Raw genomic sequence first — 11,785 nt, 5'->3', positions numbered from 1 at the left:
TCCTCCCGGTGTCACGCCCGGTCGGCCCGACGACCGTCGACAGCGAGGGCCGGCGTCGGCCCGCCGCCCGTCTCAGCCGGGATCAGCCCCCGGTCGATCAGGAAGCGGGTCAGCTCGTCAGCCTGCCCGTCGGTCAGGCCGGCCCGTCGGATGTCCCAACACGTCAGGCCACCGGCCTGCCAGAGCACGAAGCCGAAGGGACAGCTCCGGGCCCGCGCGACCAGGTCCCAGCTCAGCGCCGTCCGCGCCTGCGCCGAGTGCCAGGCCAACTCGTCGTCGGTCAACCGGAAGGTCCGATCCGCGTACCAGGCCGCGGGCAACCGGGCCACCACCTGGCGGGCCATGACGAACGGCTTGATCAGCCAGCAGATTCCCAGCCCCCGGCCGGACAGGGACGCCGAAGGCGGTCAGCGAGCCCTGAGGGTACGCACAAATGAGCGCCAGGCCGGCGGCCCGAAGGCCAGCACCGGACCGGCCGGGTCCTTGCTGTCCCGCACCCCGACCACGCCCGGCAGGTTCCCCGCCACCTCCACGCACTCGCCGCCGTGGCCGTTGCTGCGGCTGCTCTTGCGCCAGAAAGCACCGTTCAGTTCCATGACTCCGCCACTTCCCGGATCATCTCGATCGACTGCTGATGGGACAGTGCCTCGGCCCGGACCGAGTCCCAGAGCTGCTGGACGGTCTTGACGTCCCCGGCCCGCTCGACGAACCGCCCGTCGAGCTGGTCGTCGAGGTAGGCGACATCGTCGCCGCCGGGGTGGGTCACGATCGCGCGCCGACGCTGGTCGGGACGACCTGGATCCGTACCCGGGGCTGCTCGGCGCAGAGCTTGACGATGTGCCGGAGCTGGTCGCGCATCACCTCGGCGCCGCCGACCGGCTGGTGCAGCACCCGTTCGTCCAGCACGGCGGTGAACATCGGCGGGTCGGGCCGGGTCAGGATCTCCTGCCGGGCCAGCCGCGTCGCCACCTGCTCCTCCACCTGCTCGGCGGTGAGCAGACCGCCGCTGGCCAGCAGCGCCCGAAGCTGAACCCGGCCGCACCGAGGCTGACCCCGGCCGCTCCGCACAGACCGGGGCCCGACCCGGAACCGGTCACGATCGGACCGAACCGGTCATGGGCGGCTGAGCCGAAAGGTCTCCAACTCCTCGCCGCCGTACCAGTCGGTGCGCCGGCCGACCGAGGTCATGCCGACCCGCCGGGCGACCGCCATCGACGCCTCGTTGCCGGGGGCGACCACGGCGTAGATCTCCGGCACCCCGGCGGCGAAGCCGCGCTCGACCGCTCCCCGGGCCGCCTCGGTGGCGTAGCCGTGCCCCCACGAGTCGGGGTGCAGGTGCCAGCCGACCTCGATGTCGTCGGTCAGCTTCGTCTCGTCGCGTCCGGGCAGCGGCTTTAACATCACCGTGCCGACCACCAGGCCGTCCTCCCGGCGCTGCGCCGCCCAGATGCCGTACCCCGCGCCGAAGGTGGCGTTGCGGGCGTGCCACCGGCGTACCGTCTCGGCGGCGTCGGCCGGCTCGCGGAGCGGGAAGATGGGCGCGCCGAGGAAGCGCACCACCTCCGGCCGGGAGTACGTGTCGAAGACCCGGGCCAGGTCATCGGGCTCCAGGGTCCAGTCGCGGACCACCAGCCGCTCGGTCTCGTAGATCGTCACGCGGCCGGATGCTAGTCACCCGGTACCCGGTCAGCCAGCCATTTGCGACCCAGGGCAGCCGTATCTGGCCCCACCGCAGGCTCAGCGTCAGCCCTCGTTGTTACCGAATGTAGGTGTCCGGGTGGCCTCCGTCGAAGGCGGCAGCGACGAGGGGTGACCTGCTCGTCGTGGTCGTTACGTTCCAGAGGCCATGTAGGCGGCGGGGATGTGGTTGGGGTGTCGGTCGAAAGTCCCCACCTTGCTACCGAGTGCGGGCAGCGACGATGATGTGCGCCATGTCGATCATCGCACATATCAGCGACACCCACTTCGACGGCAGTGAACGCGCATTGGCTCGCTCTCGACGGATTATGGCTTACCTGCGCGGTTGTGACGTCGACGTGATCCTGGTGACCGGTGATCTCACCGACAATGGTGATGTCAAAGAATATGAGCAGGTCAAGACCGAACTCGTGGCTGACGTCCCGGTCCTGCTGCTACCCGGCAACCATGACGACCGGGCTGCCTATCGCAAGGTTCTGCTCGACGACGACGGCACGGCGCCAATCAACCAGCTGCACCGAGCAGGCGGTATGTCATTCGCGCTATGTGACTCCACCATTCCCGGGCAGCACGAGGGCCTGCTCGCGCCCGAGACCCTCGATTGGCTGCAAGGTGTCCTCGCCGAAGCCGAGGAGCCGGTCTTCATCTGTCTCCACCACCATCCGATCCGGTTGAACCATCCACTCCTCGACAGCATTCGGCTCCGCAACCCCGAGGAACTCGCCGCGGTGGTGAGCGCATCGTCAACAGCGGCCGCGGTCCTGTGCGGACACGCGCACGCCGCCGCTTCGGGAACGTTCGCCGGCCTGCCATTGATCGCGGCACCCGGCATCTTCTCCACCACCCGCCTGCCGTGGACCACGACCGACGAGCTCACCTGGTCGAACACTTTCGACCGCGATGACGTGCTTGGCCTGGTGTTCCACGTTCTGGAGGACGGCCAACTGACAAGCCACTTCCGCAGCGTCGCCGCGTGACATCGTCGCCGTCAGATTGGCGCCCGAGGGAGGGTGCGCCACGCGGCCGCAGGATCGGTCGCACCGGCTCTCGCACGGTCACGACCAGCCGTGGTCGTAGTGTGGCCGCATGACCGGAATGAACAACGGGTCGCTCCATACGGCCGAAGCCAACGGAATCCTTCTGGCATACCGGGTCGCCGGTGACCCGGCTCGCCCGCCGATGGTGCTGCTGCATGGCCTCGGTGACGACGAGCGAGACTGGCAGGATGTACTGCCCCACCTCGCCGAGGACCACCGGGTGTACGCGCTTGACCTTCGGGGTCACGGCCGCAGTGCGCGCCCTGGCCACTATTCGTTCGAGTTGATGTGCAACGACGTGATCAGCTTCCTCGACGTCATCGGCATTGAACGCTGTGTGCTGATCGGCCACTCCATGGGAGCGGTAGTGGCGACCCTCGTGGCTCAGACCGCCGCGCACCGACTCACCCATCTCGTCCTGGAGGACGCGACGCCACCGCGCCCAGGGGATCTGGCGCGTCCTCCGCTGGCTGCGCCGGACGAGCCAACCCCCTACGACTTCGCCGCGGTCAACGCGGTACGCAAGCAACTCGACGACCCTGACCCGGCCTGGTGGGACGGCACCGCGGTCGTCAATGTCCCCACCCTGATAGTTGGCGGGGCGCACAGCAGCATCCCGCAGAGCCTGCTCGCGGCAACGGCGGATCGGATGCCCGACGCCACCCTGGTCACCATCGCTGCTGGCCATTACGTACATCAGGAGCGTCCGGCAGAGTTCCTTGCCGCCGTCGACGGCTTTCTCGCCGCCCGCCCGGTCAAATGAATCCGCACTCATGCCTGGCGTCGCATCGCCACGTCGTCGACGGTGCGCCTCGGTCGTGAGCTACGGCAGGCAACGACCTTCACCGCGATCGGTGGCAACGGCACACATTCAGCCGTGCCGCCACGGCACAGCTCGTGGCCGTGGGTCGGCCGCTCTCTCACCCGCGCTCTTCGGCATGAGCGCAGCCCCAGCCGGCAGCATCGGCAGCCGCGGCCGTTACGCACCGGCAAGCGAATCAGGCTGTGGTGGGTCGAGTCGGGGCCGTCTCGGTGGCACCCAGTTCATCCGGCACAGCCGCCGGCGAGGTCGGCCGTGACTCGCGGATGCCGTACCGGCGGTAGACCCGGGCCAGCGGAGCCGGCGCCCACCAGTTCCACCGGCCCAGCAGCCGCATCGTGGCCGGTACCAGCAGCGCCCGCACCAGCGTCGCGTCGACCACGATCGCCACGATCATCCCGATCCCGATCAGCTTGACGAAGACCACGCCACCGGTGGCGAAGCCGGCGACCACGACGATCAGCAGCAGCGCGGCGGCGGTGATGATCCGACCGGTGTGCTGGAGTCCGGTGGCCACCGAGGCGGTGTTGTCACCGGTGGCGTCCCACTCCTCGCGTACCCGGGAGAGCAGGAAGACCTCGTAGTCGGTGGCGAGTCCGAAGAGCACCGCCAGCATCAGGATCGGATTGCTCGGTTCGATGAAGCCGGTCGGGGTGAAGTCGAGCCAGTCGGCGAGGTGCCCGTCCTGGAAGATCCAGACCACCACGCCGAACGACGCGCCGATCGAGACCAGGTTCATCAGCACCGCCTTGATCGGCAGCAGCACCGACCCGAAGGCGAGGAAGAGCAGTACCAGGGTTGCCGACGCCATGATCAGGGCCATCAACGGCAGCCGCGAGGTGAGGCTCTCCAGCAGGTCCACGTCGAAGGCGGGCCGGCCGCCGACGAGTACCTCCGCGCCGGGCGGTGCCGGCATGTCCCGGACCAGCCGTACCACCCGCTCCGCCACCGGGCCGGTCGGCTCCCCGGGATAGGTCAGCGACAGCAGCGTGGAATCGCCCCGGTTCGCGGTCACCTGCACCCCGGTCACCCCGGAGACCCGGGTCAGCTCGCCGGCGAAGCGCTGCGTGTCGGCGGCGGAGGCACCGGAGACGAGTACCTCGACCGGGCCGACGCTGCCGCCCGGGAAGTCCGACTCGATCCGCTCGGCCACCATCCGGGGCACCGCGTCGGCCGGCAGTACCCGCTCGTCGAAGCCGCCGGCCTCCATCCGCACCGACGGGGCGGCGAGGACCGCGAGGACCGCGAGGACGCCGAGCAGGTAGAGCACCGGTCGACGCATCACGCTGCGGGCCAGCCGGGCCCAGGCGCCGGAGCCGCCGACGCCCGCCGCGCCGACCGGGTCACCGCCGGCCCGCCGCCGCTGCCACGGCAGGCGTACGGCCAGGGAGTTGATCCGCGGTCCGAGGACCGCGAGCAGGGCGGGCAGTACGGTCAACGCGGCGAGCATGGCGACCAGGACGGCGGCCATCCCACCCAGCCCCATCGAGCGGAGGAACGACTGCGGAAAGATCAGCAGGCTGGCCAGGGCGGTAGCGATGGTGAGGCCGGAAACCATCACCGTCCGGCCGGCGGTACTCATGGTCCGCCGGATCGCCTCCGGGCTCGAACGGCCGGCGGCGAGTTCCTCCCGGAACCGGCTGACGACGAAGAGCGCGTAGTCGACGGCCATGCCGAGGCCGATCAGCGTGATGATGTTGATGGCGAAGACGGAGACGTCGGTGACCATGCCGAGCAGCCGGACGGCCACGAAGGCGCCGAGGATGGCGAGACCGCCGACCAGCAGCGGCGTCGCGGCGGCGGCCAGGCCACGGAAGATCAGGATGAGCAGCACCAGCAGCACAGGCAGGGAGAGCGTCTCCGCCCGGGTGATGTCCTTCTTGCTCTGCTCGTTCGCCTCGGCGAGGAAGGCCACGGTGCCGCCGGCCTCGGTGGTCACCCCGGGCGCGTCCAGGGCCGGCCGCAGTTTCTGGTACGCCTCGGCCTGCTCGTCCGGGTCGGTCGCCCGCAGCCGCACCGCCGCGTAGGTGGCGTGCCGGTCCGTGGAGAGCAGGGCCGGGGCCTGCGTCTCGTACCAGCTCGTCACGGCGGCGACCTCGGGATGCTGGCGGAGCCGGTCGAGGGTGCCGGTGACCGGGTCCCGGAACGCCGGCTGGTCGACGGTGCTGGTCGGGCTGGAATAGAGGACGAGCAGGTCCGCGCCCTGGTTGCCGAGTTCGGCGGTGATCCGCTCCTGGGTACGGACCGACTCGCTGCCCGGATCCTCGAAGCCCCCGCCGGTCAGCGAGCCGAAGACCCCGGTCCCCCAGGTCGCCCCGACCGCGACCAGCACAAGGCCGGCGGCGAGCACGACCCACCGGAGTCGGACCACCGCCCTACCCCACCACGCGAACATCGCCCGCTCTCCTGTCGGCCGCCCGGGTCCCGGCTTTCCGACACCCTGATCAGGTGAACAGCATTCACTATCGCAACGGCGGTACTTCCCCAGCCTGTGGGCCTCACACCGGCACCGGCCAAGCGCGCACCGGGCCGGCCGGATCGAACTAGGCTTCCCGAGCATGACCGCCGAGCTACCCTCCCGCGCCGACGTCGTGATCGTCGGCGCCGGCCACAACGGCCTGGTTTCCGCGATCCTGCTGGCTCGGGCCGGCCTCGACGTGCTGGTGCTGGAGGGCTCCGACACGATCGGCGGAGCCGCCCGCACCGAGAACCCGTTCCCCAGGGTCCCCGAGCTGCGGCACTCCACCGGCTCCTACCTGCTCGGCCTGATGCCACCGGAGCTGATCCGGCTGCTCGACGTGAGGCTGCCGGTGCTGCGCCGGGACCCGCACTACTTCCTGCCCACCCCGGGCGGCCCCGGCTCGCCGTACCTGCTCTTCGGCGCCGACCGGGAGGTGACCCGGCAGCAGATGGAACGGTTCTTCTCCCGGGCCGACGTGGCGGCCGACGACGCGATGCAGGCCGAACTCGCCGCGCTCCGCGACGACCTGGCGCCGGCCTGGCTGGCCGAGCCGCTGCCGGTGCCGGAGACCGCCGACCGCTACATCCGGCCCGCGCTGCGCCAGGTCTTCGTCGACCTGGTACGCGGCTCGGTCGCCGACTACCTCGCCCGGTTCGACTTCCGCTCCGAGCTGCTGGTCTCGATGTACGCGGTCACCGACGGCCTCTCCGGGCTGAACGCCGGGCCGGACGACCCGGGTACCGGCCACAACTTCCTGGCGCACAACATGTGCCGGCTCCCCGGGGCGGGCGGCACCTGGATGATCGTGGCCGGCGGCATGGGCACCGTCAGCCGCACCTTCGCCGACGCCGCCCGGACCGCCGGGGCGAAGCTGTTGTCCGGTACCCCGGTCACCGCGATCACCCTGGACGGCGGCGCGGTCAGCGGCGTCGTACTCGACGACGGGCGGAGCGTCGCCACCGAGGTGGTGCTCGGCGCCGGTGACCCGTACCGGCTGATGGAGCTGGTGCCCGACGGCGCGCTGCCGGCCGCACTCACCGAGCGGATGGCGGCGGTCCGGCGCACCGGCACCACCCTCAAGGTCAACCTGGCGCTCGCCGGGCTACCGGACTTCTCCTGCCTGCCCGAGGGGGCACCGAGCCCGTTCGGCGCCACCATCCACCTGCTGCCCGGCTCGGCGGCGCTGCTGCCCGGCTCGGCCGGCTCGGCCAGCTCGGCCAGCTCGGCCGGCTCGGCCGGCTCGGTCGGTGACGCGCCGATGGCGGCGCTGCGCGGCATGTGGGCGGACGTCCAGGCCGGCCGGCTGCCGGAGGAGCCGACCATCGAGTGGTACCTGCACACCACCGTCGACCCGTCGCTGCGCGACGCGGCCGGGCACCACTCGTCGGCGCTCTTCGTGCAGTCCGTCCCGTACGCCCCGACCGGCGGCTCCTGGGACGAGCTGCTGCCCGGGTACGTGGCCCGGCTGCTGGAGATCTGCGACCGGTACGCCCCCGGCACCAGCGAGCTGGTCGCCGACGCGGTGCCGCTGACCCCGCCCGGCATCGAGGCACACTTCGGGATCACCGGCGGGCACATCCACCACGTCGACAACACCGTCTCGTTCACCGACCGGATGCCGTACGCGACCGGCGTCGACGGGCTCTACGCCGGCAGTGCGGGCTGCCACCCCGCCGGCAGTGTGATCGGCGCCGCCGGGCACAACGCGGCCCGGCGCATCCTCACCGACCTCGGTCGGGTCGGCCCGGCCGCCAGACGCCACAGCCCGGCCGCCTGACGCCACAGCCCGGCCGCCTGACGCCACAGCCCGGCCGCCTGACGGGAGCGCCCTTCCGGGCGCCTCAGCCGGCGGTCTCGGACTCGGCGGCGGGCGCCGGGGCCTCGCCGACCCGGTGCGCCCGGATCGAGTGCCCGACGCTGGTCAGGCAGCGCCCGCTGGCCAGGTCGAAGCGCCAGCCGTGCAACTGGCAGGTGAGCTGGTTCTCCTCGACGATGCCGAACCGGGTCAGATCCGCCTTCAGGTGCGGGCAGCGCCGCTGCACCACCCAGTCGCCGAGGGTGATGTCCTCGGCGTCGGTGGCCCGCTCGTGCTCGTCGTACCAGCCCTCGGCGTACTGGAGGCGCTCCTCGGAGAGGCACTTGAAGAAGGCGTAGACGAACTCGTTGTACTGACCGATCCGGGCCGCCGAGAAGCGGCAGGAGAGGAAGAGGGAGTTGACCCAGTCCACCTCCTCGATGTGCAGGAGGTGCTCGACCAGCGCCCGCTCGGTACGGAACCGGTAGCGGACCTTCTCGTCCGCGTACGGCCGGACCTCCTTGCCCGGGAAGTCCACCAGGATGGATTCGACGGTCTCCCCGTCGTAGCCGACCAGGTCGAACCGGACCGGCCCGCCGACGCCCTTGGCGAGATAGATCGACTCGTCGAGCAGCGGCTCGATCCGGCGCTTCATCTCGGCCAGTACGTCGATCTCCGGGTGCCGCCAGGACGCCTTCGCCGCCTCGATCACCGGCCGCGCCCGCTTCTGGTACTCCCGCAGGTGCTCTTCCTTGTGCTCGAAGAACTCCCGCACGTCCGGGACCGGGTGGGTGGTGTGCACGCTCTCCGTGCCGATCTCGGAGACGCTGCCGGGGAGCAGGATCACCCCGTTGTCGTAGCCGAGGCTGTTGTAGTGGTCGAGGAAGACCTGCTGGTCGGGGAAGATGTTCCCCTCGTCGCCGTGGATGTCGTTGAACTGCCACAGCTCGTCGTCGAGGAAGCAGGGCGGGCCGGCGATCGGGAAGACCCAGGAAGCCTTGAGGTCGTCGATGTAGCGGATCGTCCGGTCCATCTGCCGGTCCCGCTTCTGCTTGCCGAACGCGGTCTTCGCCGCGCTGGGCAGCTCGTAGACCATCGGGTACCAGATCGCGCCGGAGAACTGGAGCAGGTGCGCGTGCACGTGCCCCAGCTCGGCGAAGACGCCGAGATCGGTCGGGCGGGCGTCGTTCTGGTTCAGCAGCCGTACGCCGTCGTACTCCACCCAGAGCGAGGAGTCGCCGATCGGGCCGTCGGTGGGGCTGGTCAGTGCCTGGATCATCACCTTGAGGCCGCCGTCCAGCTCGACGACCTCGTCACTCCTGGTCCGCAGGAAGCTGGTGAAGCCGAGTTCCCGCAGCTCGTCCTCCAGCTCCGAGGTCGGGTACTCCGGCAGCAGCACGGTCGCCTTCTTCGAGATGAAGCGCTTGAGGTGCTCCGCGTCGAAGTGGTCCCGGTGCAGGTGGGAGACGTAGAGGTAGTCGACGTCGCCGAGGGTCTCCCAGTCGAGCTGTGAATTGTCCGGGAAAGGGAACCATGAGGCGAAGTAGGCCGGGTTGACCCACGGGTCGCACAGGATGCTGCCCGCACCGGTGTCGATCCGCATGCTCGCGTGCCCCGTACCGGTCAAACGCACCGCACAGTCCCCCTCCACATAGCCAATCCCGTCCCTCGCCACAGGCGATCAAAGGCGTACCCCCAAACGCTACCGGAGGCCCCGTACCGGCCGACCCGCGACGCCGGGTTGCGCGCCCGATCGCACCCGGGTTCGGTCTTCGGCCGCGCCCGGAGGGCGCCCCGTCGGCCGAGTGGTCCGCCCGCGCCGCCGCTGCGGCAGCACCGGCCGGAGCGCCGCCCCCGGGCGGACCGACCCGACCGTCGCCTCCGACGGGACGCGGCCCGGTCCGGGGCGGGCCGGGCTACGACCGAAGCCCCGGCCCGTGCGCCGTACCCCGGGCGGCACGTGCCAGACTTACCAGCATCCGATCGTGAGGAAGGACCGGAAAGTGGCTGGAAGCGAGCCGGTGACGTCACCCGACCAACGCAAGCCCGGCAACCGCAGGGCGGGCCAGATCGGCGCGATCATCTCCGCCGCGGCGCTGGTGCTGATGATGTTCAACAACAACGAGGTCAGCGGTACGGCGAAGATCTGGCTCGGTGCGATCGCCGCTGCGCTGGTGCTCGCCGTCGTCGGTGACGTGATCCTGCGCCGCAACGGCCTGCGCTCCTGACCCTCGCCCACAGCGTTTCCGCCCCTCGACGCGGCGCCGGGCAGCATGCCCGGCGCGCTCGGGCGTCCCGGTGTTCGAGCCCGGCGTGCCGGCCGGTAGCGGCCGAGTCGAGGATTTCGCCGGCAGGGCCGGGCCGAGGATTTGGCCGGTGGGGGCCAAGTTGGGGATCTCGCCGGCAGGGCCGGGTCGAGGACGTCGAGCCGGTCGAGATGGCAGCCGTCCGTCATCCGGCCCCGGGGTGGGGCCGGATGAGCGTCGGCGGCGGACCGGTTCGGGTCACTGGCCGAGCAGCAGGTCCTTGACCTCCTTGAGCGCGGCGTCGACCTCGGCCTCGAAGTAGCCGCCGGGGACAAGTCCGAACCGGGTGGTGTCGAGGTCGGACGGGTTGACCGGCATCGGGCCCCGCCCCGCCATGCTGCCGAGGATTCCCTCGAACAACCGGTCGACCTGGTCCGGGTCGTAGCCGCTGCCGAACCGGCGGACCTGGAACGAGCGCCGGATGTGGTCGATCCGGGCCATGTCGCTACCGGGCGGCCCCATCAACGGCGGACCGCCGAGCCCCGGGCCGCCGGGCGGTGGGCCCCCCATCGGCGGTCCACCCATCGGCGATCCACCGGCCGGGGCGGGCATCGGCGGCAGGGCGTCGCCCATACCGCGTCCGGGGCCGCGAGGGTCCCGGTCCGGCATCCGGATCTCGGCCGTCATGTCCGCCCGGCTGGGCCGGCCCGCGTCGAACCCGTCGAAGCGCTCGTTCGCCCCGAATCCCCCGGGCGGACCGCCCGGACCGCTGGGCGTACGCGGCGGAAGTGGTGCCCCCGGCCCGCGCTGCGGGTCGAACCCGCCCCGCTGGGGATCGAAGCCGCCACGCTGCGGCTCCGGCGGAGCGCCACGCTCGGGGTCGAACCCACCGCGCTGGGGCGGCTCCATCCCACCCCGTTGCGGCTCCATCCCACCGCGCTGCGGATCGAAACCACCGCGCTGAGGCTCGAAGCCACCCCGCTGCGGGTCGAAACCGCCACGCTGGGGCTCGAAGCCACCCCGCTGCGGCTCCATCCCACCCCGCTGCGGATCGAAACCACCCCGCTGAGGCTCGAAACCGCCCCGCTGCGGGTCGAAGCCACCCCGCTGCGGCTCCATCCCACCCCGCTGCGGCTCCATCCCGCCGCGCTGCGGATCGAAGCCGCCACGCTGGCCGCCGAAGCCGCCGCCGAAGGTGCCGGTGGGCTCGTCGTACTGGCCGTAGGGGTCGTTGGGCGGACCGGCCTGGGCCGGCATCGGCCGCCCGGGAAGCTGGCCGGGCGGAAGACCCCGGTCGTCCCGCATCGGCGGCCCCATCCGGTCCGGTGGCCCCATCCGGTCGGGGGGTCCCATCCGGTCCGGTGGGCCGAGCCGATCCGGCGGGCCCATCCGGTCCGGGGGTCCCATCCGGTCGGGCGGGCCCATCCGGTCCGGCGCACCCCGGTCGGACAGCCTCGGGTCCCCGCCCCGACCGCCGCCGCGTTCCTCCAGCTCGGCGATCTGCCGCTCCACCCGGTCGAGGTGCAGGTCCACCTGCCACTCGTCGTACCCGCCGAAGCGCACCCGGAAGACGACGTCGTGCACTTCCTGGGAGGCGACGGGCGCGCCCAGCGGCTCACCGGCGAGCGTGGCCTCGACACGATCCAGGAACGTGTCCACCTCATCGACCTTGTAGCCCCGCCGGAGCGCCTTGCGCCGGAAACGCTGACCCTGACTCGCCACTATGTC

General features: G+C 71.4%; 12 protein-coding genes. 4 read left to right on the top strand and 8 right to left on the bottom strand.

What is annotated here, in order from left to right; genetic code table 11:
- Positions 1-11 precede the first annotated feature (11 nt).
- The 5 genes from C6W10_RS14200 to C6W10_RS14180 all read right to left on the bottom strand — a co-directional run bounded on the left by C6W10_RS14200 (position 12) and on the right by C6W10_RS14180 (position 1,656).
- Positions 12-344, bottom strand: coding sequence for a hypothetical protein (locus C6W10_RS14200; protein WP_107258489.1), 333 nt, complete (start codon positions 342-344; stop codon positions 12-14).
- A gap of 63 nt (positions 345-407) precedes the next feature.
- Complete coding sequence (locus C6W10_RS14195) at positions 408-596, bottom strand: DUF397 domain-containing protein (protein ID WP_107258488.1); 189 nt, start codon at positions 594-596, stop codon at positions 408-410.
- Entirely contained in the window at positions 587-766 is a 180-nt protein-coding gene (locus C6W10_RS39205) for a Scr1 family TA system antitoxin-like transcriptional regulator (protein WP_107258487.1), read from the bottom strand. The genes C6W10_RS14195 and C6W10_RS39205 overlap by 10 nt, the downstream gene beginning before the upstream one ends.
- A complete protein-coding gene (locus C6W10_RS39200) occupies positions 763-1,068 on the bottom strand; it encodes a DUF5753 domain-containing protein (protein WP_107258486.1) in 306 nt (101 codons plus the stop codon). The genes C6W10_RS39205 and C6W10_RS39200 overlap by 4 nt, the downstream gene beginning before the upstream one ends.
- A gap of 45 nt (positions 1,069-1,113) precedes the next feature.
- Positions 1,114-1,656 carry a GNAT family N-acetyltransferase gene (locus C6W10_RS14180; protein ID WP_107258485.1) on the bottom strand — a complete coding sequence of 181 codons (543 nt, stop codon included), beginning with the start codon at positions 1,654-1,656 and terminating at the stop codon, positions 1,114-1,116.
- Between the two features lie 275 nt (positions 1,657-1,931).
- Between C6W10_RS14180 and C6W10_RS14175 the strand changes: the two genes are divergently transcribed.
- On the top strand, positions 1,932-2,675 hold the full coding sequence (locus C6W10_RS14175; protein ID WP_107263934.1) for a metallophosphoesterase: 744 nt from the start codon (positions 1,932-1,934) through the stop codon (positions 2,673-2,675).
- A 109-nt stretch (positions 2,676-2,784) separates the two neighbouring features.
- Positions 2,785-3,498, top strand: a complete 714-nt coding sequence (locus C6W10_RS14170) for an alpha/beta fold hydrolase (RefSeq protein ID WP_234359523.1) — start codon at positions 2,785-2,787, stop codon at positions 3,496-3,498.
- Between the two features lie 235 nt (positions 3,499-3,733).
- Here the strand turns inward: C6W10_RS14170 and C6W10_RS14165 are convergent, their stop codons facing one another.
- The gene (locus C6W10_RS14165; RefSeq protein WP_107258483.1) at positions 3,734-5,950 is read right to left on the bottom strand and encodes an efflux RND transporter permease subunit; all 2,217 of its coding nucleotides are present in this window, start codon (positions 5,948-5,950) and stop codon (positions 3,734-3,736) included.
- Between the two features lie 163 nt (positions 5,951-6,113).
- Between C6W10_RS14165 and C6W10_RS14160 the strand changes: the two genes are divergently transcribed.
- Positions 6,114-7,793: an NAD(P)/FAD-dependent oxidoreductase gene (locus tag C6W10_RS14160; protein WP_107258482.1), complete on the top strand. Its 1,680-nt coding sequence runs from the start codon at positions 6,114-6,116 to the stop codon at positions 7,791-7,793.
- Between the two features lie 64 nt (positions 7,794-7,857).
- Here the strand turns inward: C6W10_RS14160 and C6W10_RS14155 are convergent, their stop codons facing one another.
- On the bottom strand, positions 7,858-9,444 hold the full coding sequence (locus C6W10_RS14155; protein WP_107258481.1) for a Rieske 2Fe-2S domain-containing protein: 1,587 nt from the start codon (positions 9,442-9,444) through the stop codon (positions 7,858-7,860).
- A 370-nt stretch (positions 9,445-9,814) separates the two neighbouring features.
- Here C6W10_RS14155 and C6W10_RS14150 point away from each other — a divergent pair, with 370 nt between their 5' ends.
- Complete coding sequence (locus C6W10_RS14150) at positions 9,815-10,039, top strand: hypothetical protein (protein WP_107258480.1); 225 nt, start codon at positions 9,815-9,817, stop codon at positions 10,037-10,039.
- Positions 10,040-10,315: 276 nt separating this feature from the next.
- On the opposite strand, the gene C6W10_RS14145 is transcribed toward C6W10_RS14150, so the two are convergent.
- Positions 10,316-11,779 (bottom strand): DivIVA domain-containing protein, encoded by a 1,464-nt coding sequence (locus C6W10_RS14145; protein ID WP_107258479.1) that lies wholly within the window; start codon positions 11,777-11,779, stop codon positions 10,316-10,318.
- Between the last annotated feature and the right edge of the window lie 6 nt (positions 11,780-11,785).

Source organism: Plantactinospora sp. BB1, from assembly GCF_003030385.1.
Lineage (GTDB): Bacteria > Actinomycetota > Actinomycetes > Mycobacteriales > Micromonosporaceae > Plantactinospora.
This window is presented reverse-complemented; position numbering and strand designations above follow the sequence as displayed.

Coding starts and splice junctions, on each gene's coding strand:
- C6W10_RS14200 (WP_107258489.1), bottom strand. CDS start 344: ATGGCCCGCCAGGTGGTGGCCCGGTTGCCCGCGGCCTGGTACGCGGAT.
- C6W10_RS14165 (WP_107258483.1), bottom strand. CDS start 5,950: ATGTTCGCGTGGTGGGGTAGGGCGGTGGTCCGACTCCGGTGGGTCGTG.
- C6W10_RS14160 (WP_107258482.1), top strand. CDS start 6,114: ATGACCGCCGAGCTACCCTCCCGCGCCGACGTCGTGATCGTCGGCGCC.
- C6W10_RS14175 (WP_107263934.1), top strand. CDS start 1,932: ATGTCGATCATCGCACATATCAGCGACACCCACTTCGACGGCAGTGAA.
- C6W10_RS14170 (WP_234359523.1), top strand. CDS start 2,785: ATGACCGGAATGAACAACGGGTCGCTCCATACGGCCGAAGCCAACGGA.
- C6W10_RS14195 (WP_107258488.1), bottom strand. CDS start 596: ATGGAACTGAACGGTGCTTTCTGGCGCAAGAGCAGCCGCAGCAACGGC.